Consider the following 24,190-nt stretch of genomic DNA (forward strand, 5'->3'; position numbering starts at 1 on the left):
TTGTTCTGGGATTTCACTCCTTCATTGGGAGATAATATATTCTATGAACAAGTGAGCTAATGGCTTGTGCAGATGAACAAATTCATCCGCTGATATTTATAAAGCCAAGCCACCAATAGCGAGTCTTTGAAGGATGGAGGAAATTTCAGAAGTTAAGCGTAGACAGCCAGGGGAGTAGGCCTAGAAGTAATGGAGCCTCGAGAAGAGTAAATCGGAGAGGTCGACATTTAGTCCATACTTGAATATTAGTAGATTGCTCTTAGTATATGCCCGTTGATTTGATCCATTCAGCAGTTAATTTTATACCTTCTTCAAAAGAGTGTTCATGTTTAAAACCCAAATGTTTTATCGTTTCATCCATTGTAAACCATTCTTTCTTGTACACAAATCCATCTTCATTTCTTACCCCTAACCCTAATGGCGAGTCAGGAGAAACTACATTTCTAGCCGCTTCAATAAATTTATTCAAAGGTTGCGGAGAAGGGCCTCCGACAAAATAGTATTTTTTAAAATCATTTTTTAATCCAATTTCAAACAAACACTTGATACAGTCATCAATATAAATGAAATCAAATAATTGCTCCGCTTTCGTATATTCGGGCAATTCTTTAAGTAATAATTTTTTGATTGTATAATTAATAATATTTGATGTTCTATCCCCAATCCCATATACACCTGGTAAAGTGCACCACGTGTAGGGAATGTTATTTTTATAACAATATATGTCTAACAATGAGTGACAAAAGTTCTTACTCATTGCATAAGTGAAATTCTCTGAAATTATATTATTTTTTATGGCTAGCTCTGCCATGAACTCTCCAATAGTACCTATTGCAATGAATCTCTTACATCCCATAAGCTTTGATTGCTTAGCGCACTCCAAGGAATTGGATACATTATCCACTTGAACCTTATAGTTTGCCCTTTCTGGTCCTGACGCACCAGTCCAAGCAAGATGATAAAACACATCAATATCTCTATCTACTATCAAATATTCTAACTGCTCCGCATTATTAAGATCACAATAGATTATATTGATGTTTTCATGTTTCAGTATTGTATCAACATTAGAGAATTTGTTTCTTACTACAGCAAATATTGTTACTCCTTTTTTCGCAAGAAAATTCGTTAATGAACTACCAATAAATCCATTTGCTCCTGTGATTATTACTTTATGCATTTAATTCACCCCCTCATCATGTACGAATAAATTTGTCACTCCATTAACGCATCCATATTGTCACCACTATTTAGACCAGGCACATTCGAAGCATAATCCAGAATCTCTGCCATTAGTCTTTCACTCCTTCATTGTGAGAATACTATATTCTATGAACAAGTGAACTAAAGGCTTGTGCAGATGGACAGCTTCATCCGCTGATATAATCTCACAATGGGTTACACTCATCTAAGCATAACCAAGCGCAGTCAACTAGAACTCCCATAGAATAGACTGCCTAGTGACAATCCGCAACTCATACCAAATCGGTGCCAAAACTCCTCGGATGAAGAAAAAGACTGGAGAAATGCTTGGGGATTAGCCTGAGCATTTTCCAGTCTTTAGTCTGTTTGAGGACAGTTATTTTTACTCCTGGACAGTTATTTAGGATCGTGGACAGGAATTATTGTTTAGTTAACCCCCCGCTGCCGCATCGCCTCAAACAATAAAATCGTCGCCGCCATCGCCGCGTTCAGCGATTCGGCCCGGCCTTTCATTGGGATGATGATGCTCTTATCAACCTGGGACGCCGTCTCCGGCGAGATGCCGCGGCCCTCGCTGCCAATCAGCAGCCACTGGCTGCCGCTGCGGAAATCGTGGCTGTAGCAGGAGTCCACGCCCTGCAGCGAGGTGCTGACCAGCATCACGCCGCGCTGCCGCGCCTGCGGGAGGATCTCCGCCAAGTCTGCTTCCACGACTGGAAGATGGAACATCGAGCCCATGGTGGACCGGATGGTCTTTGGATTGTACAGATCGGCGCAGCCGCGGCCCAGGATGACGCCGTCCGCCCCCGCAGCATCCGCGCTGCGGATAATGGTGCCGACATTGCCGGGGTCCTGCACACCGTCCAGCACAACAACGAGGCTGCCCGGCTTGTCCAGCGCCGCTTCCGCTGCATCCCGCTGTTTGCGCACGACCGCGAACACAGGCTGAGGCGTATTGGTGCTGCTGCATTTGGCAATGACCGCGTGCGAGACCGCGAAGGTCTCCATGCCGGAAACGGACTGCAGCAGACCGCCCAGCTCCGCGGGCATGCCTTTGTCAATATCATAAGCCAGGATTTCGACGTCTGCTTCCGCCAGCAGCGCCTCCTGAATAAGATGAACACCTTCAACGATATATTTTCCGCTTTTGTCGCGGTATTTTTTCTCCAGCAGTCCGGCCCATTCTTTAACCCGCGCATTTTGCGGGGACATAATTTCCATCGGATTCAACCTTTCCGGTCCATTCATTCTTATTCATTCATTCTTATTGATAGGCCATTTCCAGCCGGGACAGGTTATCCTTGTGTCCGACAATGACCAGCACATCGCCGCTCATCAGCCTATCGTCTGCATTCGGGGTAATATTCATTTCGTCCCCCCGACGGATCGCCATTACGTTGCAGCCATATTTAGCGCGGATATCGAGTTCTTTGAGGTTCTTGCCGAGCATCGCTCCGGGCACCTTCATATCCAGAATACTGTAATCCGGCGACAGCTCGATATAGTCGAGAATATTCGGCGAGGCCAGATGATGCGCCACCCGCATTCCCATATCCCTTTCCGGATAAATGACCTTGTCCGCTCCGATCTTGCTCAGCACTTTACCATGCAGTTCGCTCTTGGCCTTCACGAGAATGGCCGGCACGCCGAGATCCTTCAGAATAAGCGTGGTCAAAATGCTGGATTGAATATCCTCACCGATCGCCACCACCACCACGTCAAAATTGCGGATGCCCAGCGCGCGCAGCGCTTCCTCGTCCGTAGAATCCGCCGACACGGCATACGTTACGATTGCGGAGATTTCCTGTACGCGCTGCTCGTCCGAGTCGATGGCCAGCACGTCGTAGCCCATGCCGCTCAGCGCCTTGGCAACGCTGGAACCGAACCGGCCCATTCCAATAATGGCGAATTGCTTCTTGGCCATTTGCTCTCCCCCCGTAACAGTCGATTGTCTCAAAACAGTATAGCATAAGGAGAATTAAACTTGAATTTTAGGTCCTGCAACAGGGCATATTATATCCAGCCAACCAAGAATAAACGGCTGTGCTGTCGTCCTACAACCTTATGCTTCCGATGTGAGCGATGCTTCGTGATACTCTAATATTTTGAAAAAAGGAGGTGTTGTCATGTCCATCACGCTCGATTTGCGCCAGGCGATCATCCATAAAGTCCATGGTCAATCCAAAGAGGATCTGCGGGGAATGATCGACGGTTCGGTGGACGGTCCGGAAGCCGCTCTGCCGGGACTCGGTGCCGTATTCGAAATGGTTTGGAAAGATCTCGATTCCGCCAAAAAAGATGAAATCGTCTCTATGCTGCACGAACATCTGAAGTCCGTCACTCCGGGCTCTCTTACAGGCGGCCAATGATTTTTTGAAAAAAGCCTCCGTCTCTCTGCGCATAACGCGAGGAGACGAAGGCTTTTGTTTTGCAGCCGGCATCGCCTGCCGGCCTTATTGAAATTAAGGCGCCGTTTCCAGAAACTTCGCCGTCGGATTTTTGTCGATCGCCGTCCGCATCGCATATTCGTTCTCGAACAGTACGACGAAATTGCCCTTCTTATCCGTAACGAGCGTCGAATTAATCCGGAATTTGCTCGGGTCCGGCTTGTTTTCGTCCACAATCCAGCGAGCGAACTGATACGGCATCCGCTGAAGCTGCACATCCACCCCGTATTCGCCTTTCATCCGGTACTCGAACACTTCAAATTGCAGTTGCCCGACCACGCCCAGCAGAATATCGTCAAAGCTGACCGTGCGGAACACCTGAATCATGCCCTCCTCCGTCAGCTGGTCGATTCCCTTCTGGAACTGTTTCGATTTCAGCGCGTTCTTAATGGAGACCTTGGCGAAAATTTCCGGCGAAAAGGTAGGCAGTTCGTCGAATACGATATCGCCCGCCTGGCTGAGCGAATCGCCAATCCGGAAGATGCCGGGATCGAACAGACCGATAATATCGCCCGGATACGCCTCCTCGACGATATCGCGGTCCTGGGCAAGAAACTGCTGCGGCTGGGACAGCTTGATGTCCTTGCCGGCGCGCACATGCTTTACGCTCATGCCCCGCTGGAACTTGCCGGAGACGATGCGCAGAAAAGCGATCCGGTCGCGGTGGGCCGGGTTCATATTCGCCTGGATTTTGAATACATAGCCAGTGAATTTCTCGTTCGTCGGCTCCACAATCCCCGCCGTGCTGCGGCGCGGCTCCGGCTTCGGAGCGAGCTGCAGGAAGTTTTCCAGGAACGTCTGCACGCCGAAGTTATTGATCGCGCTGCCGAAGAAGACCGGCGTCAGCTCGCCGCGCAGGACCTTCTCGTAATCGAAAGGATCTCCCGCGACATCCAGCAGCTCCAGATCCTGGCACAGCTGGTCGTGCAGATAATCGCCCGCCATCTCGCGGATGACGGAATCATGGTAATCCTCGACCTTCTGCACCTTGATGACCGAATGATCATCGCCCTGAAACAGCTCTACCTGATTCTTCATGCGGTCATAGACACCGCTCAGCTCGCGTCCCGTGCCGATCGGCCAGTTCATCGGCACCGAACGGATGCCCAGCACCTGCTCCAGCTCTTCCATCAACTCAAACGGGCTGCGGCCCTCGCGGTCAAGCTTGTTGATGAACGTAAAAATCGGAATACCCCGCTTGGCGCACACCTGAAACAGCTTGATCGTCTGCGCCTCGACGCCTTTGGCGACGTCGATCAGCATGACTGCGCTGTCTGCGGCGGTCAGCGTACGGTAAGTATCCTCACTGAAGTCTTGGTGACCCGGTGTATCCAGAATGTTTATCCGGTGGCCCAGATAATCGAACTGCATGACCGAGGAAGTGACGGAGATACCGCGCTGCTTCTCGATTTCCATCCAGTCGCTTGTTGCATGCTTGCTTGCTTTGCGGGCTTTGACCGATCCCGCCAGCCGGATCGCGCCGCCGAACAGCAGCAGCTTCTCCGTGAGTGTCGTTTTGCCTGCGTCAGGATGGGAAATAATCGCGAATGTTCTGCGTTTGTCCACTTCCTGCTGCAAATTCTGATCCATCGTTTGGCTCATTGCACATATCCCTTCATATCTGAATTGTTCACGGTCCATATTAACGACTTAAAAATAAACCTGTATCAAATCGGCATGGCCATTATTCTTTGCTCCTATCGGCAGTTAACGGTTCTTTCCCGCAACCTAATCGGCCTTCCCTTTACAGCCGAAGGACATGATAACGCGGGCATCCTTTAAAGTATATCAAAATCGGGGCGGCATTATCTACCTAAAACCAAGCGGTGTGAAAAAAATCTCCCCGCTCAAAGGCAGGGAGATTTCTTAATATCTATCCAGCTAACAAGCTTAATTATTGTTCACGGACCATACAACTTTACTTTCTTCCTGCCCGTTGACCGGCCACCAGTGGAAGCCATCCTGTTCAAGCAGTTCGGTTGCTTCAACCGGCCCCCAGGTGCCTGCCGGATAAGAAGCCAGATCGCTGGGATCCTCTCTCCAGGCTTTGGCGATATGGTCTACGAACGACCATGCGGAGGATACTTCATCCCAACGGGTGAAGTATGTGGAATCACCACGAGCGGCATCGTGCAGCAGACGCTCGTAGGCTTCCGGCGAGTTGATGCCGATCAGACAGCTTTGGCAGAAGTCCATGGCCAATGGCTGAATGTCCGATTCCGAGCCCGGCTTCTTGGCATTGATCTTCACATAAATGCCTTCCATCGGATTAACGCGGATGACGAGCAAGTTCGGCTCCAGGTTATGCTTTTGGCCCAAGTAGACATTGGTAGGCATGCGCTTGAACTCCACAACCACCTCGGTCGTCTTGGCCGGCAGGCGTTTGCCTGTGCGGATGTAGAAAGGTACGCCCGCCCAGCGGAAATTATCCACGAATACCCGCGCCGCAAAATACGTTTCCGTAGTGGATTCCGGATTCACCTTGTCTTCCTGACGGTAAGCCGGCGCGGTCTTGCCATTGTAAAGGCCCTGCGTGTACTGCCCGCGCACCACGTTCTGGCGCACTTCTTCCCCGGTCAAATACGGACGGAGCGAACGCAGTACCTTGACCTTCTCGTCGCGGATATCTTCCGCCAGCAGACGGCTCGGCGGCTCCATTGCGATCATGGTCAGCAATTGAAGCATATGATTCTGGGCCATATCCCGCAGCGCTCCGGCATGGTCGTAATAGCCGCCGCGCTCTTCGACGCCGACGGTTTCACCAAGCGTAATCTGGATGTTGGCGATATGCTGCTTGTTCCAGAGCGGCTCGAAAAAGGCGTTGGCAAAGCGGATCACTTCAATATTCTGCACCATTTCCTTGCCGAGATAATGGTCGATCCGGAAAATCTCCTCTTCCTGGAATACCTGGCGGATCTGCTCGTTCAGCTTCTCAGCCGATTCCAGATCATAGCCGAAAGGCTTTTCAATGACGAGACGGCTCCAGCCTTCCCCTTCCAGCATGCCTCCTGCTTTCAGATTGAAAGATACGCTGCCGAACAGTTCGGGAGCGAGCGCCAGGTAGAACAACCGGTTGCCCGGAATGCGGAACCGCTCCTCCAGCGCTTCCGTCTGCGCTCTCAGTTCGCGGAAACCATCAATATTGTTAATATCGAGAGATTTATACTCAAAATGATTGACGAACCCCGTCCATTCATTGTCATCGATTGCCTGATAACGGCTGAACTCGCGGATCGAGGCCTGCACATCTTCCTTGAATTCCTCGGGACTCCGGGGGCGGCGCGCAACGCCGATTACCGCAAAATCTTCGGCAAGCTTCCCTTCGCGGTACAGGCTATAAATTGCCGGAAAAAGTTTGCGCCGGGCCAAATCGCCGGTTGCACCAAAAATAAAAAATACAGCGCCGGGTGTTTTCAATTCATCAAAGGTTTGATTTTCAGCCATGGCTCCTCATCTTTCTCTATGCAATCATAGTAATAGTTTATTGAAATCAGTTCTCATCGTCAAATGTCAATTCGAAAGTTACAACGACGTGATGTCATTTTATCATATTCCGGATGAGGATGCTATTAGATTACCTGACAGTTTCTCTGGGAATTCGTCAAAATTCCATTACTGTTTTTTATCATTATTAATATCTGCGCTTATATAAACCGGGGATCAGTATTCACCAAAAACAGTATTCACTAAAAATCAGTATTCAATCGTAATCAACGGGAGCCCGATGGTAACCCGGTTGCCGCCGAGGACATCATCCTTGTGTACTGCCGCCTGTAAAGCCAGACGGTGCTCCCCGCTCTGCACGGTATGCATAATGGAAGGCACGGTATACGAGATGCTGGCGGTTGCCGCATCCTCGTAAGTTTCAGCCGCGCTTATGCCTTGCAGCTTGCCTTCAAGCATCCGCTCCGTCAGCTTCAGCGCCTGGCCGGCATCTCCATGCTCCCTGGAAGTGCCCTGCAGGGAGACGTTCCAGTCCGCGGCAATGCCTACGGATGTCATTATGTTGCCGGCCTGCTCTGCAGCCTCTGCCAATCCCGTGGTGAAGAACAGATCATTCGTCTCCACCGTAACGATCACATAACTCCCGCCGTCTCCCATTTCGCTCGAAAATAAGGAGGTCTTCATTCCTCCGGTCTTGGAAGAAGAACGGTAAGCCGCATGGCCTTCCTCTTCCGATTTGACGGCCGCCGGCAGTCCAAGCGACTCCGAGAGGGAGTTTACGGCGGCGGACGATTCACCGGCTTCACCTGTATAGGAGCCCTGCCATTTAAATACAAGACGCAGCGGAGAGCCCGGCTCCGTCACGCTGCGTCCGAGATCCGTGAGCAGAGCGACCGAATCGAGCGGTGTCCCTGCCTGCCCTTCGCGACCGGCAGAACCTTGGACAGCCCCGCTTAGGCCCGCAGGCTTCGCACTGTCCGATTCCGCAGGACTGGCTTCCGCTCCGCTGCGGAAGCCCGCCAGCAATAGCGCCGCACAGCACAGGATGGTTATAAGCTGCGTTCCCTTGTTCCATGTTCTTCTCCGGTTTCCCATCGTTTCTCTCTCCCTCTTGGTCCGTTCTAGCAATCTACTAGACAGGATATCCGGTTCGAGAGATTTTATACCGGGCGAAGTAATTAGCTTCAAACTTGTTAATACGCAAAGAAGCCGGCTGGTTCGCCGACTGCTGACGTTAACGCTTGTATTGAGTTCGATTGCTTACTGCTAAAGTGACCCCTACCGCTGCTGGATGCCACCCGCCCGTAACGAATAATCCCGCCATGGGGCTATCGATACTGACGATGCCGGTTACCGCCTGTTCGGGATCACTACTCGGCCAGACCGTTCTTGTAAGCGTAGATTGCCGCCTGCGTGCGGTCTTCCACGCCCAGCTTGGCAAGAATATTGGTGACGTGGAACTTCACCGTTTTGATGCCGATAATCAGCTGGTCGGCAATATCCTGATTGGACTTGCCCTGCGCCAGCAGCTTCAGCACCTCCATCTCCCGATCCGTCAGCTCCGAGTGTGCCGGAGCCTCCATCCGGGCGTCGCTCCGGAACCGGTTCATCATTTTGGAGGCGACCTGCGATACCAGAACGGATTGTCCCCGGGCCGCCGCCCGGATCGCATCCGCCACCTCGCTGGCGCGGGAGGTTTTGAGCAGATAACTGAATGCGCCGGCCTCAATCACCGGGTACATCTTCTCGTCGTCCAGATAGCTGGTCAGCACGATCACCTTACACTCCGGATACAGCTTCATTACCTGCCTTGTCGTCTCAATGCCGTCCATCCCTTCCATTACGAGGTCCATGAGCACAACATCCGGCTTGTATTCCTGCGCCAGACGAACGCCTTCCTCGCCGCTTCCGGCTTCGCCGACCACCTCGATTCCATCCTCGGTTCCAAGCACCGCGGCCAGCCCGATTCGGACCATCTCGTGATCGTCCACAAGCAGCACTTTAATCGGTTCACCATTCTCCATGGTCGTTCCCTCCTATACTAAATCCCCTTGTCCTCGCTGAGCAGCGGCACCGTAATCTCAATGCGCGTACCTTTGCCCGGCGCCGTTATGAACTGGATTGCCCCTCCCGTTTCCGTAATGCGCTCCTGCATATTGGACAGGCCGTAGGACGTCTGCTTGCCGGCGTCCATATCGAAGCCGACGCCGTCATCGCGGATGGTCATGCGAACCGTATCGCCGCGCCGGTGGATGCGAATCTCCATTTTATCCGCCTTGGCATGCCTCAGCGTATTAGAGATGGCCTCCTGCACAATGCGGAACAGGTGGTTCTCGATCCCCTTCACCAGCTGTACGCCAGGGTCCATCTCAAAATGGATATCCATCGGCACCTTCACCTGCAGCTCCTTGATCAATTCCCGGATGCCCTGTTCCAGCCGCTTTCCATCCAGATAGACCGGACGCAGATGGAGCAGCAGCGCCCTCATCTCCGATTGGGCCACGGCGGCCATCTCCTCGATCAGCGCAATCTGGCGCTGGGCCTTGTCGAAGTCCTTCTCCAGCGTCCGGCCGACAGCCGTCGCCGTCATCGAAATCGCGAACAGCTGCTGGGAGACCGCATCATGGAGTTCCCGGGCCAGACGCTGCCGCTCTTCTATAATCGCCGACACCCTCGCCTGTTCGGCAAGCTGGGCGTTATTCGTCGACAGCCGCTGAAGCGTCGTTACCTGGTCCTCCCATTTGCCGCCGATCACATTCAGTTGTTCCGCAAGCCGCCCAAGCTCGTCCTCCCCGAGTGCCGGCATGGACAGCGTCAGGTTGCCTTTTTCCCACAGCAGCAGCGTCTCCCGCATCCGCTCAAGCCTGCGCTTGACCCGGAAGCTCTGATAGAAACCGAAGCCTACGCCGAGGCCTACCGGCAGAAGCAGCAGCGATACCGTCCGCAGCCCGAAGTTCAAGCTTTCAAAAGGACGCAAAAAACCGTATGTATACATAATGTACAAAATAACCAGCAGCAGGACAAAGGAGAACAGAGCTCCTTCGCCCATGCTGCGCGACACGATATTGGCATTCTTTTTATGATCCATCCGGAGCTCTCCCTCCTTATCCGCCTATGGCAATCTTACATCCAAATCTCCCATCAAATAAGAAACGCTGACCTTCACCCGATGTTCGCTGCTCTCGTAGCCCGGAGATTTCCAGTTTAACCGGTTCATCATCCCCGTATCGCGCTGGCTGCCGAATTCGATGGAGCCGAACAGCACGAATGCATCGATCTCCACGCCATAACCATCCGCCAGATGCAGGTCCACATCGCCAAAAATCCCCTGAAACAGCATAATCGTTTCCTTGTCCTCCGCCATCGCCAGCGACAGATCCAGATCGGTTTCGCCGAGCACATGCCAGGCGCTGAGACTGTGCATCACCCAAGGCGAACGGTCCCAGTTAAAGCTTGAGGAGAAATTCTGCTTCTGGAGATGGTTCTTTCCCTGCTGCAAGCCTTTGGATTTGACGAAGAACATCCCCAGCGAAATCAGGCAAATGCCCAGCACCAGCACCAGATGATCCAGCAGCAGCATCACCGCGCCGATACCCAGCAGCGTATAGCCCTGCTTGATCTTCCCCGATTTGGTCCGGTAAATGCCCAGCAGCAGCAATAAAAGGGCGACAATGGAAAGGAAACCGATCCATCTGCCAAAAATCATCAAGCATCCGACAGCGATCAGTCCTATGGCTATCAAACGGTTTCGCTTTTCCATTTCGCACCTCCTGATGTAATATTAGTCCGGTCAGCCTTTCGGCAACCTGGGACCCAAACGGCCGGAAAAGCCATGCCGGCATGGTGATCCATCCGTATGGCTTTACCCTCGTTTCAGCATATCATATCAACCTGTATTTATGGAACAGGCATTATCCCGGCCTTGCGTATTTCGGCCTATTCTTCCTTGCTCAGCGAAGGTCCGGCAGAGCCGTTCAGCTTGCTCTTCAGCGCGTTCAGCTGCTCTTCCACTTTCAGCTGCTTCTCGGCGTCGACAGGGCTGTAAGCGGCAGCGGCCGTCGGCCGGTACGGAGCGCGCAGCACATCGGCCTCGGCTTCAAGCTGCATGATCTTCTCTTCCATGCGGTGGAATCCAAGCGACGCGCTGCCGCTTTCGATGCTGTGCACGCTGCTGATTTGTGACATCTGCTTCTTCGCCTTGGCCATTTGGGCCCGGGATACGAGCTCATTGCGCTTGTTGCGCAGCTTGTAGAATTCATCCTTCATTTCATGCAGCTGCTGCACCAATTCCTTGGCATGGGCTTCAGCCTGTGTATGCAGTTCGCTGTATTCGCCGTATTTTTGGTCGAAGTAGATCTTCTCCTCAAGCAGCTTGCGCGCCACTTCCTCCTGGCCGTTCTTCAAGGCAAGCTCAGCCTGCGCGCCGCGCTGTCCGGACAATTTCTCCGCTTCCTCCACACGCTGCTTCATCCGGCGTTCATTGGCCATTTGCTTGGCAACCGTAACTTCGGCCTCGTGAATTTCCGCCTCCATATCGCGCAGATACTGGTTCAGCATGACAATCGGGTCTTCCACCTTATCCAGCAGATCGTTGACAGATGCTTTGGTCATATCTTTGATTCTTTTAAAAACTCCCATGTTTTACACTTCTCCCTTCTTATCTTCGTATTTGGAAAGCTTGCGTTTAAGCTCTTCGATTTCTTTTTGCATCGCTTTTTTCTCAATATCCTTCATCATGTCGTCCAGACCGGAATCCTGCGCGGCATAGCCGCCGGTTTTGCCGTACCGGGGATCATAATGATCATTCCGATCGTAGGGCGGCGCCCCGGGACCGAATGGACCGGAGTGGCCGAATGGACCGCGCGATCCGCAGCCCCGGCGGCTGTATCCGCCTTCGCCTCTGGTATGCGGACCGTAACGGCCGTCCGCCATTTCAGGTCCGAAGCCGTAAGGGGGATAAGGTCCCGGCTCCTTCGGAAAGATCAGCGCTGCGATGAAATACACCGGAATAACGGCGCCGCCCGTAAAGGGAATGCTGATCAGCAGTACAATCCGCAGCAGCGTGGAGTCAATGCCGATCGCCTCCGCTAATCCGCCGGTAAGTCCTGTCAGTACTTTGTCGCGGGTAGATCGATACAATCTCGTCATAACGCTACTCCTTTCCTTCCTTGTTTAGCTTATCCTTCAGCTTGGCCAGCTCCCGTTCCAGAACGCCGGCGACCGTCTCACCCGCCTGAACCGCGTATTCCTGGCCCATCCGCCGCAGGTCGCGTAGGCTTTTGGCCTCCAGCTCCCAGTCCGTGAGCCGGTCATCCAGACGCCCGAACATTTTCGGAATGTCGCCGCCGTAAGCGGCAGCCCGCTGGTTCATCCGCTGCTGCAGCCGGAGCGTTTCCATCCGGGCCGCATAATACTGGCGCTTGCTGTACACCGACTGATACTCCATCTTCAGTTCGCCGAGCTGCTGTTCCAGTTCCAGCAGAGACTGCCGGCTTTGCTCCAGCAGACCGCTGTACTGCTCCAGCTTCTCCTCATAAATAATTTTCTCCTGCAGGGCCAGCTTTGCCAGATTGTCCTCGCCTGCCTTAAGAGCCAGCAGCGCCTGCTCCTCCCGCTTGTTCCTCATAGAAGTCGCCTGATCGACCTGATGCTGAAGCTGCTTCGTATGGTTCGCGTACTGCTGAAACAATCTTTCGGCTTCGACTATTTCCTCGCGGGTCGTATACAGAAATTGATCGATCAGCTTCACGGGGTCCTGGCTTTGTTCAAGCTTTTCATTTAAATTGGCTACGGTAATGTCCCGCATTCGACGAAAAACGCTCATCTTGTACCGCTCCCTCCTTGCCGTTCATTTTAGTTCCGCTCACTTATAAATAATGGTTGCTTCTCTTGCCTTTAAGTACCGATATTCCCCATACGACCAGCGCTACGCCGAGCAGCGGTCCGATCAGCCAAGCCAGCTTGCTGATCAGGGCCATGATTCCAATAAACATGACGATCCAGCCGATCACTTTTCGTCCGCTCTTGATTCCGTAGTAACCGAGAACAACCAGCAGCACCGGGAACAGCAATCGGAAAATTCCGTGGATCAGCGGAAGCGCCATACCCAGCAGCATAATAGCGCCGATGGCAATCAGTATGAACGCGAGGCCGTTTCCTCTTTTTCTTTGCATCTTTCTCACCGCCTTTCGATGTCCTTCACCTTATGCTCTTATTGTAGGAGAATTCGGGTCCGTTCAAAACGGACCGGGGACGGTTTTTGAAACTGGACTTAAGGCGGGGCGGCATTAAGACTTCCGTTCTTTAACAAAGTGATAAGCGCTCAGCTTATAAAGTCTTGTTATTGAAAAAAGACCCTTCGCAGGGTCTTGGCTTCAGTAGCTCGGATTTTCCAAAAGGCTGTCAATCTCGGCGGCCGCAAGGTCCAGCCCTTCTTTGACGGGCAACTCGCCCAGAAAGATTTTGTGCAGGTATAAGGTATAGACTTGTTCGATTTTACCCCAGTTCTTGACCGTCGGCCGCAAGAAGCCGTCTTCCACTGCTTCAACATAAGGATAAAGATAGGAATTCGGGCTGACCTTCATCGCCTTAAACGCTTCCCGGTTCGCCGGGATCAACCCCGACCGGGACATAATGAGCTGCGCTTCCTTGCCGGTCATCCATTGAATAAATGCCCAAGCCTCCGAAGGATGCTGGCTGCCCTTCATAATGACCAGATTCTCGCCTCCGATAATCGAGGAAGGGACAATGGATCGCGGGAAAGGCACGGGCAAGGTTTGCCCAAGTGCAAGCTGAATCTCTGAAGGTTTCAATAAACTGTAGAACCACGGCGCGTCGTCGGTAATAAGCATATTTCCATGCCGCACCTTCTCCCAGTTATCGCTGTTCAGCGTCACCGCCGAGAGATAAATAAGCTTTTCCTTATATAATCGGGTCAGCTTCTCCACTGCACGGACAGTGCCTGGACTGTTCAAATAGCCTGTGGTCCTGGTAAACCCCGAGTCCACGAACGAACCTCCCAGGCTGTAGATATAGGGCAGCGTGTCCCAAGGGTCCAATCCCCCCAGTCCAATTGTAAAGCGGTGCTTGCGGGCCAGTTCCAAAATTTCGTCCATCGTGCGGGGCGGCTCGGAATATCCCGCCTGCGCCAGAAGCTTCCGGTTAAAGATGGCCGTCTTGGTATACAGATTAAGCGGCAAAGAATAGTATTCATCTTGATAAAAACCTATGCTGAGCCCCTTGTCGTAGAACGCAAATTCAAGCTGCTCAAACCCCGGAAATCCGTCCAGCGGCTCAAGGAGGCCTTTTTGCGCAAATTCCGGCACCCAGGCAATATCCATTCGCACCACATCCGGGCCGCGGTTGGAGGAAGCGCGTGCAATCAAGCTGTATTTCAGTTCATTGGAATTAGCCAAATTTATGCATTTAACCCGAATGTCCGGATTGTTCCGTTCAAAAGCCGGTATGAGTTCCTTTACCAGCAGCCGGGTTTCCTTATCATTGTACGTATGCCAGAAGGTAATGACCGTTTTGTCATTCCCGTGAAGCGTTTGAACCTTGTCCGGTGCCGAGATTACGGATGCACCTGCACAACCGGCCGTTAACACTATCGTCATCAAACAGAATAACCAACGGATAACAAAGACGGAAAACTCCCCCTAACTTTACGGCTCAGCGCTCCACTTCAGGCTTTCCCTATATTCCACCGGAGTGAGCCCTGTTCCTTTCTTGAATACTTTGCTGAAATATTTAACATCTTTAAATCCCGCGCCTTGAGCCACATCATAAATCCGGCTGTCATCCTGGGCGAGCAACCGCTTGGCTTCCCGAATCCGCAGCTCGATCAAGTAATCAATAAAGTTCCGGCCGGTTTGTTTTTTAAATAACAGGCTGAAATAGCTTTTACTTAGATGAATGGTATCCGCTACGCTCTGAAGCGTCAAATTTTCGGTAAAATGAGCGGCTATATATTCCAGCGCCCTGGTAATCAGCTGCCCGCCGTAACCGTTATCAGACAATTGGGGAATTATGGACATGCAATTCTGCTCCAGCTCACCAACCATGAAAGAGGCGAGCTGTTCCAATGTTTCCGTCTTGCGGATCAGTTCAAGCTGTTCGGAAGGCAATGATTTGGCCCCTGCCTTCAGCCGGTAAGTGCCGGCCAGGAGTACGCAAGCCTCATGCTGAACTTGCTCCGGGCTCAAAGCCCGGTTCTTCCAGCGTTCAAGCGCGAAATCAATCGCATGGGAAGCCGGATCTCCATTGCGGATCATCTCAAAAAACGGTTCCCAATCATCGGCATGTTCAAGGTCCGGTAACGATGGTTCATGATTGCTCTCCGGTCCTCCGCTTTCGAACAAGCCGCCCAATCCCTCGAAAAAGCGCCTTTGACAGGCAAAGCGGCTCTCGGCATATCCTTTAAGAAGGCGGCCTGCCCCCTGCCCTATGGCTAAGCCTGCGGATGTTGAAATGTTCCATTCCGCTTCAACTCCCTTTTTCCACACTTGGACCTGCCGTACGGCTGCCTCCTCCTCTTGTTTCGGAAAGATAAGGAACAAGCTGCTTTCCGCCACCAGCAGCGCGCTTCCCTTCTCCATCCGCTCATAGAAGGCTTCCTGCAGGTCCTCAAGCAAGAGCTGAACATACAAATATCCGCTATTTTCTCTCCATTCTTCGGCACCGTCCAGCGTAAGATAGACACAGGCATAGGGTTCTTCGAGCCACACCGGAGCGCATGCAGCGGCAGCCGGTGAGACCTGCTCCTGTACAATCCATCGTTTCATTTCCTGTTCCTCGCGTTTTCTCTCCAGGTAAAGGGCGCCCTGCCGATACAGGCTCAGCTCGGAATCCTGTTTCCTTTCTTCCTCGAGCATGGAAATACTCCGACGCAGGACGGCAAGGAGATCATCCTTTTTCAAGGTCAGCTTTAACAAATAATCGACGGCTCCCAGCTTAAGCCCTTCTTTAACATATTCGAAGTCATTGTAATTGCTGATCAGAATCACCTTGATCCAAGGGCAAAGCGCCTGCGCCTGCTTCATCAGTTCAATGCCGTTCATCAAGGGCATTTTGATATCCGTTATAAGAATATCGAAAGACAGGCTCTCCAGCGCAGCCAACGCCTCCGCACCGTTCGCGTAGTGGTCCTCTACAGACATCCCTTCTTTTTCCCAATCGATAAACGCGCTGATCCCATGGCGGATCACTGGCTCGTCATCTACGATAAGTACTTTATACATAGTGTTCCCCCCCGCTCCACTAGTTCTAAGAGGTCGTTTCTTTCGGCTTTTTTAATAAAATGCGTACTGCCGTTCCTTGCCCGCGGCCGCTTACAATTGAACATTCCCAATTTTGGTCGTAATAGAGCCGCAGTGTGTCATAGATATGGCGCAGACCGATGCCGATTTCTTCTTTTTCTACAGCGGTCTTCGCTTCATTTAACAGCCTTAGTTTCTCTTCGCCAATGCCCCTGCCATCGTCTTCCACCAGAAATTCGATGCCTTCGCCGTTATTTCGGATCGTGATCGAGATCCTGCCATCTGTATTTTTCGGCACAATTCCATGGAATATGGCGTTCTCCACGAGCGGCTGCAGCAGCATCCGGGGAATCATGATTTTCTCCGTTCCGGGTTCGATGTTCAGCTCCAGATGAAAGTGTTTCTCGTAGCGCAGCTCCAGAATGATCAGGTACTTCCGAATAATATCGAGCTCCTCATCCACTGTAATCATGACGCCGTTCTTGCCCATATTGGCCTCAAGCAGATGGTTTAGCGCCGACAATACCTCGGATGCGCGGTCGTTCTGGCCGGAATCGATAAGCCAGCGCAGTGTGCTTAACGTGTTGAACAGAAAATGCGGATGAATCCGGTGCATTACAGCCCGAAGTTCCGCGTGATGCTTCTCGTTCTGTTCATTCTCCACCTGCTGCATTAACTTCCCGATTTCATGAACCATTTTGTTAAACTGCTTGCTTAAAAATCCGATTTCATCGGCTGTACGAATATCAGTCCGTGTTCCCAGATCTCCTTGCTGAACGCGCAGCATGCTTTGGGTAAGCTGCTTTACGGGTTTGGTCACCATCCCGGCTACGAAAAGGCCGATGCCGACCGCTATCATGGAGAATATGGCGGAAGTCAGCAATATCCGGCTCTGAAGCCGTTCCAGCTGCCCGCTGATTTCGTTTACGGGAACGGTTCCCACAAGCATCCAGCCATTGCTGAGCAGCTGCTTAACCCCGTAATAGGGGATGCCTTCCATTTCAAACTCGAACTCCACTCTGTCATTGTCTACAATACTGGTATACAAATCGGGATTCCGTACTCTATTGTTGATTATTTCGAGGTTGGAATCGATCATGATCCGCCCTTCCGAATCGACGACGAAGAACTTGCCCGTATTCCCGAGCTTCAGCTTCTGAACGGTCCCCAGAATCGACTGACCGTCCAATTGAACCTGAACCAGCCCGATATTTTTCATCGTATCAAAATCCTTCAACACTCTTCCAACCGGCAAAACCAGGTCCGTATTTTCTCCCCCGCCGCTTAAATGGTCATACTGAAGGCCCTCCCAAACCAGCTCTCCGTTCTTCCGTCTGGCTTCTTTCACCCACGCCTGGTCAGAAAGGTGGATCTGCTTAAGTTCGGAGTCGGAAAAGGTTCCGCTGCCCCATCCTTTTCCCTCTTCTTTCAATAGATAAACGATTTTAACGAAGGAGTTGGAATAGACGTAATTGTTCAGCAGTGTATTAATATATTGAAAACTCCAGTTCTCTTCGAATGCATTTCCATTAATTTGTAATGCGGCGCGCTGGATGTTCGGATCGCTGGAAATAAAATCGGAGGTGTCAATCCCCACGTTTAGTATAAAAGAGAGCGAATCCGCCGTCTGCTCGGCAATTTGCAGAGTAGACTCTCTCACGTTCTTTTTGAGGATGGCGTCCGATACCCAATAGAAGGACAAGCTCGTAAAGACGGTCGGGATCAAAATAACGAGCAGGAGGACCACTATGATTTTGGCGGTAAAGCTTTTGGATACTCTTAATTTTTTCAGCATAATGCCTCTCCTATTTCGTCTCTTTCTAAATTGTACAAAATGTAAGACTCAATACCAATGTTATATTTTAGGTGAATCCCCTCTACTCCTTATATTCGACAACCGCCATGTCCCAATATTTCAGTACGGGCAGCTCCCATTCCACAACGCCGTCCCGCTGCGAGAATGGTAAAGCCTGGGGCGAGCCTCCGTTTTGATCAGGGGAAGCGAACCACACTTTGGAAACCGGGCGATCCGTCTTAACGGAGACAGTAACGTTCCGCCGTTCTGCCGGCTCCGTCTGCGTTCCGTGATCATCATTCCAATCCATAGTGGAAGCATCGGTGAAATTGATGAAGTGCACGATGTCTTTTCCATCTTTGCGTTTGGAGAAGGACCATACTTTGCCTTGCTCCGCTTGATCCGATACGGCGACTTCCGTCCCTTCGGCTTTCAGGCTCGATTCTTCGGGGTGATCCCGCAGCAGATTCTGATACGCTACCAGAAAATCGTAGTATTGAATTAACTGTTCTTCCAATTCCGGTGATACGCTTAAATTTTTATGAGGAAAATATTCTTTGGACAGCATATTCTCCCCAAGCTCCAGGTGGGACCCGCCGGAGGCAAAAATCACCGCATCCGTCAGCAGAATCCCCGGCGTATTGAACGTTCCCGGCGAATCGGATAAATGATAATTCATATAAGCGGCCAATACCGTATTCAGCCGGTTTCCGCTGTATCCCGAGTTCTCGTCAATCACTTCTTTCAAATTCCGGTACTGCGGATGGTTGCCCCATACCTCGGTGTACAGAAACTTGACCGGCGCTTCCCGGGCAATAGCTTCCTGGCCGAACTGGCCGACAGCGTTCATGACATAATCCACATCAAGCTTTTCCTTGGCCGCATTCAAGAATGACGGATAGGTCGCGGCGAGGTTGACGCTTTTGCCGTCATGGGTCCACAATTCGCCTCTGTCTCCCAACTGATCCACATGCCAGCCGTCAAAAGGAAGCGTGTCGAACGTCTTGATTTCCTTCCCGGTCAAGTAATTCTGCCAATCCCGGTTGGAGGGATCATACAGATCAATATCGCTTGCCCATTCGTCCGGAAGAGGGTGCTTATCCTGATCGTTGCCGCCCGGGTCCTTGAACAAGCCCCACTCTCTGTTCACACCGTCCTGTTCCGCGTCCGCATAGGCGCCAAACAGCAGGTTATAGTTCATGGCCTTCATGCCGTGATCGTGGGCCAAGCCGATATAGTCTTTCACCGTATTAAACGATACGGAGCGGTTGGCAATATCCTTCCACTCCGCAGCTGGCCTGCCTTCTTCCAGACGAATAGGCTCCTGATGCTTGTACTGCCAATCGTAGAATTGAATGCCGTTGATATGGAAACGGTTTAAGCGTTCGATGACCCGGGACATCTCGCCCGTGTTCATGTACGGGAAATCGGCCAAATAACCGTAACGGGGAAATTCCCCCCAATCGGAGGAAACGTCCACAGCGATGTTCATCTGATCCGCCTCGCCTTCCCGCTCATAGACTACTTCGGCCAAATAGCCTTGTCCTTCTTCCCGGGGTGGCTCCCAGCTCCAGGCCAGCTTGTCCCCTTCGGCCTGCAGCCTCTCTTCCTTTATAATCCGGTCCAAATGCAGATATCGGATATGGACGGTTCCGCCCGGCGCAGGCTGCTTTAACTTCAATTGAAAGCGGACGGCCTCCCCGGGCCAATAAGCCGCTTTATTCGTGGACAGCCCTTTCAACAGGGAACCTTTATGAATTTCGGCATTCTTAGGCGGGCTCTGGACGGTGTCTGGAGCTTTCTCGCAGGCCGAAGTCATCGTTACAGCAGCGCAGAACGCAAAAACCATGGCCATCCGCATCAATCTGGCGCGTCTCATTCTCTCACTCCTGTTCTTAACTTTTTGTTCATTATCCGGGAAACCCTTCTCCGGAGCAAATGGTCATTTTTAGCACTCAATTCGTGTTTTTGTTGTCATATCAAGCATGTATGCGCTGACAATTTTACACGGTGTCTTATTTTTACGAATTCACATAAGAAATTGCACCCCCTCTTGATTTTTTATAAACCGGGCTTTTTTATTAAAAATTGTGCATTCATTGCAAGATCGGACGGTTTTAGTGTCCAATTTCACAAAATCCAATAATTTAAGAGGTTGACTCTTCGCCGGCAAAAGATTCAGAACGGCAGTCCCTTAGACCTGCGGAACTATTATATTACACATTTTTCCATATTAGTGGTAATAAATTGATTTACTGTACGAAAGGAAAATAAAAAGCGAAAAAAGCTCGAACTCCTTGTCAGGCATGGTTTTAGTCGGATCGGCCCTTATTTTTGAAATCGGTTTCAAATACGTCTTCTCGGTTTTTTCGACAATCCCATAGGAGGTTCTCCCCATTGTTCAAGCGTTTTTTCCTTGCTAACTTGGAATAGGCAGCCGGAAGCGGGAGCTTGCGCTCCTCGGAATGGATGCCTGCTATACAAAACTATTTCAGAGTGGGAGAGAGAAACGTATGCGTAAAAGGTTAAAGGCTACAATCATGTCGAAAAAACTGGCGCAAGCTGCCATGTGCCTGAGTCTGCTGACCGGAACATTTGCTGCGGTACTGCCGGCAAACGTGGCTTTTGCGGAAACGCAGCCGGAAGCGGACACTCCGCTGAACAAGCAGAATCTTAAGCCATTATCCGTACAATCGTTGGAAGCTCTTGAAAACGGAGTAAAGTTGAACTTGGGGGATTATCAGGGATTTATCAGGCTCTTTTCAGAGGACATGGCAAAAATCTCGGTAGTTAAAAACGGCGAAGACGAGTTCATCTCCCCTGGAATTGCCAAGAAGGACTGGAAGACGCCAAAATTCAGCTCCAAGGAAACGGATAAAGAGTACATCCTTTCCACCGGTGAGCTGACTGTAAAAATTAACAAACAACCGTTTGGCGTCAAATTCCTGGACAAGCAAGGGAACGTCATCAACGAAGATGCGGCACAGGGTGCCGGCTATGAAAACGGCAAGCCGTATGTGTTTAAAAAGACGGATACCACTGAAAACTTTTACGGTTTCGGCGAGCAATCCGGCGGGCTGAACAAACGCGGCAAAAGCCTCGGCATGTGGAACACGGACGCTTATTCCTATAACAAGAACACCAAATATCTGTACACGTCCATTCCATTCTTCCTCGGGCTGAAAGATAAAAAAGCCTACGGCATTTTCTTCGACAATACGAATCGCTCCTATTATGAAATGGCTAGCGAAAAAGACGATTATTACTACTTCTACGCCAATGGCGGCACACTTACTTACTACTTCATCAACGGTCCGGAAATCGGCGACGTTATCGACCGGTATACCGAACTGACAGGAAAATCCGAGACACCTCCAATGTGGTCTCTGGGCTTCCATCAAAGTAAATGGGGATACACACCGGAAGAACTCGTGAATGTGGCCAAAACATACCGCGAGAAGAAAATCCCACTGGATACGATGCATTTTGATATCGACTACATGGACGGATACCGCGTGTTCACCTGGAACGACCAGTATAAACAAGCGCTGAAGACGCTGAAGGACGAAGGCTTCCACGCCATTACAATCAACGACCCGGCCGTCAAGCAGGACGAGAACTACCGCATGTATCAGGAAGGAACCGCCAACGATTACTGGGCGAAAAATCCGGACGGCTCTACCTTCTTCGGCGATGTATGGCCGGGTAGATCCGCCTTCCCGAACTTCCTGAAGTCGGATGTCCGCGACTGGTGGGCCAGCAATCTCGGAACTCTCTTGAATGAGGGCGTCGACGGGATCTGGAACGATATGAACGAGCCTGCCGTATTTGACGGCCCTTTCCATACGATGCCGCTGGATGTCGTGTTTGAAGACGACAACGGGGAGAAGAAACTTCATACGGAAGCTCACAATCTTTATGGACATCTTGAAACCGAGGCGACATATAACGGCTTCATCAAAAACAAACCGAACACCCGTCCATTCGTGTTAACCCGCGACATGTATGCAGGAACGCAGCGCTATGCGGCGCTCTGGACCGGGGACAACGTAAGTAACTGGGAGCATCTGCAAATGTCGATTCCGATGAATGCTAACGTCGGTTTGTCTGGGGTTCCGTTTGTCGGCAATGATATCGGCGGCTTTGCGAAATCGCCGGGCAATGTTCCGACACCTGAACTGTTCGCAAGATGGATCGAGGTCGGCGCCTTCCTGCCGTTTGCCCGCGACCACTATGACAACAGCGCGAAATCGGGACTCGGAAGCGGACAAGAGCCTTGGGAATTCGGCAAAGAGGTTGAAGATATCAGCCGCAAATACATCTCGATGCGTTACGAGCTGATGCCTTACTTGTACAACCAGTTTAAAGAATCGGCCGAGAACGGTCAGCCGGTCCAACAGCCGCTCGTTTACCAGTTCCAGGACGATGCGAAAACCTATAACATCGAAGATCAGTTTATGTTCGGCGATTCGATGATGCTTGCACCTGTTGTCAAAGAAGGCCAAACGAGCCGTGAAGTATATCTGCCTGCAGGCGAGACATGGGTGGATTATTGGACTGGCAAGAAGTATGAAGGCAACCAGTCGATCACGGTAAACGCCGAGCTTGGAACACTGCCTATCTTTGTGAAAAACAATTCGATTATCCCTCGTCAGGAAGTGGAGCAATCTACCGATGAGAAGAAGCTGGAAAATCTGATTCTCGACACTTACCTGGAAGATAAAGCCAGCTACAGCTTCTACGAGGACGATGCCGAGACCATGGACTACAAGCAAGGCGAATTTAATATCACTGAATTCCAAGTGGATAAGAAAGGCAACCACATCGAGTTCAAGCAGGACAAAAAAGCTCAACACTACGCTTCCGCCGTTAAGTCCTACACGCTTAAGCTGCATGATGCCGAGCAGCCGAAGAAAATTCAGGCTGCCGAGCACAAATATGATCAAGCGGGCAGCTTAGAACAATTGAACGGGCAGGAAAGTGGCTACTATTTCGATTCGGCTGAAAAAGTTCTGTATGTCAAGATCCCAGCCGGTGAAAACAGCAGCGTAAAAATTCAATAATAACGATTTCTCGGCTATTGCCGAAAGAAAGGAAAACGGGTAAGCATCTTCGGCTTCACCCGTTTTCCTATCCTTTAGGCGATGCCGCATCTACCCAACCAGACTTCGAAGAAATGAGCGTACCTGATATGAAGTATACAAAAATAGTCTCCGCCGCAGTCCTTTTCCTATCGTTACTAGCCTTTCCGTTTGTCCAACCCTTACATACTGCGTTTGCTGAAAAAGTCAACAACGGACAGATGGAAAACCAGAAAAGCAGCAAGGTCCAGCCGGCTAAAGCGGCGTGGGATAAAAGTACATTGCAATTTACCGGCCAGGAAACGACCGGCGATGGAATTTCGGCAACCATTAAGAATGGCGGCTCCCAGATGCAGGGCGAAACGGTCTATGAGGTGTTTCGCAGCGACACCGGTAATCCAAAGAACGGCGAAGTCGTTGCCTCAGGCGTGGTCGAAACATTAGCTCCCGGCGAATCGCAGGAGTTGACTTTCACGCCGGCTCTTCTGGAACAGGGAAACTATATGTTTAAAGCCTATCAGCGTTCGGGCCATCCGGGAACGGGCGTATTGTGGAGCGAATCCATTACCGTAGAGGAAACCCGTGAAGCCGCTGAACAAAACCAGCCCGAGCGTCCGTTCGACCAATATTTCAAATCCGATGTTCACGGCGGAACGGCAACGTTTACGGTCCCTGAAGGCATCGGGGAAGTCGAGATCAGCTTCTCCAGCTATATCTACCCGGAAGGCGTTATTCCTCAGGAAGACGGAAAGCCCTACGAGAATCAGCACGTGTACGACAATGTAACCCAAACCTATGGACCGGGAACGCATACCGTACAAGTCGACCTGCCGGAATCCGGGTATTGGCAGACCGATCTGTATTTGGGTCCGGTAGTTGAAACGTTGACGGAAAGCGGACATTCCATGGATACGATCATCGATGCCGATTACGGTTCCGCAAATTAAGATTCAAAACCAAAAA

20 protein-coding genes are annotated in these 24,190 nt (G+C 51.2%); 3 read left to right on the forward strand and 17 right to left on the reverse strand.

What is annotated here, in order from left to right:
* Positions 1-259 precede the first annotated feature (259 nt).
* From EH198_RS22695 to EH198_RS22705, 3 genes are all read right to left on the reverse strand, one after another.
* Positions 260-1,180: an NAD-dependent epimerase/dehydratase family protein gene (locus EH198_RS22695; RefSeq protein ID WP_124697803.1), complete on the reverse strand. Its 921-nt coding sequence runs from the start codon at positions 1,178-1,180 to the stop codon at positions 260-262.
* Positions 1,181-1,629: 449 nt separating this feature from the next.
* On the reverse strand, positions 1,630-2,424 hold the full coding sequence (locus EH198_RS22700; protein ID WP_124697804.1) for a TrmH family RNA methyltransferase: 795 nt from the start codon (positions 2,422-2,424) through the stop codon (positions 1,630-1,632).
* A gap of 43 nt (positions 2,425-2,467) precedes the next feature.
* The gene (locus EH198_RS22705) at positions 2,468-3,160 is read right to left on the reverse strand and encodes a potassium channel family protein (RefSeq protein ID WP_281278029.1); all 693 of its coding nucleotides are present in this window, start codon (positions 3,158-3,160) and stop codon (positions 2,468-2,470) included.
* A 169-nt stretch (positions 3,161-3,329) separates the two neighbouring features.
* On the opposite strand from EH198_RS22705, the gene EH198_RS22710 reads away from it, so the two are divergent.
* Complete coding sequence (locus EH198_RS22710; RefSeq protein WP_124697806.1) at positions 3,330-3,572, forward strand: small acid-soluble spore protein SspI; 243 nt, start codon at positions 3,330-3,332, stop codon at positions 3,570-3,572.
* Between the two features lie 93 nt (positions 3,573-3,665).
* On the opposite strand, the gene EH198_RS22715 is transcribed toward EH198_RS22710, so the two are convergent.
* The 14 genes from EH198_RS22715 to EH198_RS22780 all read right to left on the reverse strand — a co-directional run bounded on the left by EH198_RS22715 (position 3,666) and on the right by EH198_RS22780 (position 20,025).
* A complete protein-coding gene (locus tag EH198_RS22715) occupies positions 3,666-5,252 on the reverse strand; it encodes a peptide chain release factor 3 (protein WP_124697807.1) in 1,587 nt (528 codons plus the stop codon).
* Positions 5,253-5,540: 288 nt separating this feature from the next.
* A complete protein-coding gene (gene zwf, locus EH198_RS22720) occupies positions 5,541-7,094 on the reverse strand; it encodes a glucose-6-phosphate dehydrogenase (protein WP_124697808.1) in 1,554 nt (517 codons plus the stop codon).
* Between the two features lie 249 nt (positions 7,095-7,343).
* The gene (locus EH198_RS22725) at positions 7,344-8,189 is read right to left on the reverse strand and encodes a YwmB family TATA-box binding protein (RefSeq protein WP_124697809.1); all 846 of its coding nucleotides are present in this window, start codon (positions 8,187-8,189) and stop codon (positions 7,344-7,346) included.
* Between the two features lie 275 nt (positions 8,190-8,464).
* Positions 8,465-9,118, reverse strand: coding sequence for a response regulator (locus tag EH198_RS22730; protein ID WP_124697810.1), 654 nt, complete (start codon positions 9,116-9,118; stop codon positions 8,465-8,467).
* A 17-nt stretch (positions 9,119-9,135) separates the two neighbouring features.
* A complete protein-coding gene (locus EH198_RS22735) occupies positions 9,136-10,182 on the reverse strand; it encodes a sensor histidine kinase (RefSeq protein ID WP_124697811.1) in 1,047 nt (348 codons plus the stop codon).
* A 24-nt stretch (positions 10,183-10,206) separates the two neighbouring features.
* Positions 10,207-10,854 carry a cell wall-active antibiotics response protein LiaF gene (liaF, locus tag EH198_RS22740; RefSeq protein WP_124697812.1) on the reverse strand — a complete coding sequence of 216 codons (648 nt, stop codon included), beginning with the start codon at positions 10,852-10,854 and terminating at the stop codon, positions 10,207-10,209.
* A 176-nt stretch (positions 10,855-11,030) separates the two neighbouring features.
* The gene (locus EH198_RS22745; RefSeq protein ID WP_124697813.1) at positions 11,031-11,732 is read right to left on the reverse strand and encodes a PspA/IM30 family protein; all 702 of its coding nucleotides are present in this window, start codon (positions 11,730-11,732) and stop codon (positions 11,031-11,033) included.
* Positions 11,733-11,735: 3 nt separating this feature from the next.
* Positions 11,736-12,242 carry a PspC domain-containing protein gene (locus EH198_RS22750; RefSeq protein WP_124697814.1) on the reverse strand — a complete coding sequence of 169 codons (507 nt, stop codon included), beginning with the start codon at positions 12,240-12,242 and terminating at the stop codon, positions 11,736-11,738.
* A gap of 4 nt (positions 12,243-12,246) precedes the next feature.
* Positions 12,247-12,918 carry a PspA/IM30 family protein gene (locus EH198_RS22755; RefSeq protein ID WP_124697815.1) on the reverse strand — a complete coding sequence of 224 codons (672 nt, stop codon included), beginning with the start codon at positions 12,916-12,918 and terminating at the stop codon, positions 12,247-12,249.
* 43 nt (positions 12,919-12,961) lie between these two features.
* A complete protein-coding gene (locus EH198_RS22760) occupies positions 12,962-13,267 on the reverse strand; it encodes a LiaF transmembrane domain-containing protein (protein ID WP_124697816.1) in 306 nt (101 codons plus the stop codon).
* A 201-nt stretch (positions 13,268-13,468) separates the two neighbouring features.
* Positions 13,469-14,710, reverse strand: coding sequence for an extracellular solute-binding protein (locus EH198_RS22765; RefSeq protein ID WP_124697817.1), 1,242 nt, complete (start codon positions 14,708-14,710; stop codon positions 13,469-13,471).
* A 48-nt stretch (positions 14,711-14,758) separates the two neighbouring features.
* Positions 14,759-16,333: a response regulator transcription factor gene (locus EH198_RS22770; RefSeq protein WP_124697818.1), complete on the reverse strand. Its 1,575-nt coding sequence runs from the start codon at positions 16,331-16,333 to the stop codon at positions 14,759-14,761.
* Between the two features lie 25 nt (positions 16,334-16,358).
* Complete coding sequence (locus EH198_RS22775; protein WP_124697819.1) at positions 16,359-18,146, reverse strand: cache domain-containing sensor histidine kinase; 1,788 nt, start codon at positions 18,144-18,146, stop codon at positions 16,359-16,361.
* 82 nt (positions 18,147-18,228) lie between these two features.
* A complete protein-coding gene (locus tag EH198_RS22780) occupies positions 18,229-20,025 on the reverse strand; it encodes a glycoside hydrolase family 66 protein (RefSeq protein ID WP_124697820.1) in 1,797 nt (598 codons plus the stop codon).
* A 634-nt stretch (positions 20,026-20,659) separates the two neighbouring features.
* On the opposite strand from EH198_RS22780, the gene EH198_RS22785 reads away from it, so the two are divergent.
* Complete coding sequence (locus EH198_RS22785) at positions 20,660-23,209, forward strand: glycoside hydrolase family 31 protein (protein WP_246014505.1); 2,550 nt, start codon at positions 20,660-20,662, stop codon at positions 23,207-23,209.
* Between the two features lie 239 nt (positions 23,210-23,448).
* The gene (locus EH198_RS22790; RefSeq protein WP_124697821.1) at positions 23,449-24,174 is read left to right on the forward strand and encodes a hypothetical protein; all 726 of its coding nucleotides are present in this window, start codon (positions 23,449-23,451) and stop codon (positions 24,172-24,174) included.
* The last annotated feature ends 16 nt before the right edge of the window (positions 24,175-24,190 follow it).

The sequence above is a fragment of the Paenibacillus rhizophilus genome (assembly GCF_003854965.1).
GTDB classification, from domain to species: Bacteria; Bacillota; Bacilli; order Paenibacillales; family Paenibacillaceae; genus Paenibacillus_AQ; species Paenibacillus_AQ rhizophilus.